Annotated in this window: 1 protein-coding gene and 1 pseudogene; both read left to right on the top strand. The window is 42.2% G+C overall.

All coding sequences use genetic code 11. The features are described from left to right. A pseudogene (locus F6K20_RS39550) lies at positions 1–452 on the top strand (glycosyl transferase family A); the annotation flags it as partial. Continuing rightward, positions 427–702, top strand: a complete 276-nt coding sequence (locus tag F6K20_RS39545; RefSeq protein ID WP_287298599.1) for a hypothetical protein — start codon at positions 427–429, stop codon at positions 700–702. The pseudogene F6K20_RS39550 and the gene F6K20_RS39545, both read left to right, overlap by 26 nt. The last annotated feature ends 381 nt before the right edge of the window (positions 703–1,083 follow it).

The raw sequence follows: 1,083 nt of genomic DNA, 5'->3' as shown, positions 1-1,083 counted from the left end.
TGGATATGTGGCTGCGGCTGGCGGCTCGTTATCCCTTTGTCGCTGTACCATACCCACACATTTTATATCAAGTCTCGGCTAATTCCGCCTCTTCTGATACTGCCAAGATGGAAGCAGGTTGCTTACAAGTAATTGAACGAGCCTTTGCTAGTGCTCCTGATTCTCTACAATATCTGAAACAGCACAGCCTAGCTAACCTGTATAAGTACCTAATTTTCAAGGCTTTTGAATCATTTCCAGAACGACACAAAGCCCTAGCCGCACTCCGATTTATTGGCCATGCCCTCAGACATGATCCAAGCTTTTTACTGACAAAGGTGACCTTAAAAGTATTGCTGAAAATTATCCTATTACTTATATTACCTGCTCCTCAGTATACTGCTTTACTGAATCGATTTCCAAGATTGTTGAATACTAGCACTATTCTTGGATACCTACGAACAGAACCTTAGACGGGTGCATCGTAAGCATTTAGCTATCAGCTATCAGCTATCAGCTATCAGCATTCAGCATTCAGCTATCAGCTATCAGCTATCAGCTATCAGCATTCAGCATTCAGCATTCAGCATTCAGCATTCAGCTATCAGCTATCAGCTATCAGCATTCAGCTATCAGCATTCAGCTATCAGCTATCAGCCATCAGCTATCAGCATTCAGCATTCAGCTATCAGCATTCAGCCGAAGGCCAAGGTCTTTGGCTGAATGCTGATGGCTAACCTTCAACCTGCTAACCTTCAACACTACTAACCTTCAACATCCTAACCTTCAACACTACTAACCTTCAACATCCTAACCTTCAACACTACTAACCTTCAACACTACTAACCTTCAACCTGCTAACCTTCAACACTACTAACCTTCAACCTGCTAACCTTCAACACTAATAACCTTAAACCTGCTAACCTTCAACATCCTAACCTTAAACCTGCTAACCTTCAACACTAATAACCTTAAACCTGCTAACCTTCAACATCCTAACCTTAAACCTGCTAACCCAAAAAAATAGCCGCAGAAATACTTTCCACGGCTAGGAATTTTCGACTATGCACTGAATTTTCTCACCTATCTGTTCGCGTAGCGAAA

It is taken from the genome of Moorena sp. SIO2C4 (assembly GCF_010672485.1).
In the GTDB taxonomy this organism is placed as follows: domain Bacteria; phylum Cyanobacteriota; class Cyanobacteriia; order Cyanobacteriales; family Coleofasciculaceae; genus Moorena; species Moorena producens.
Note: the sequence above shows the minus strand (reverse complement) of the source record. Positions and strands in the feature narration are given on the sequence as shown.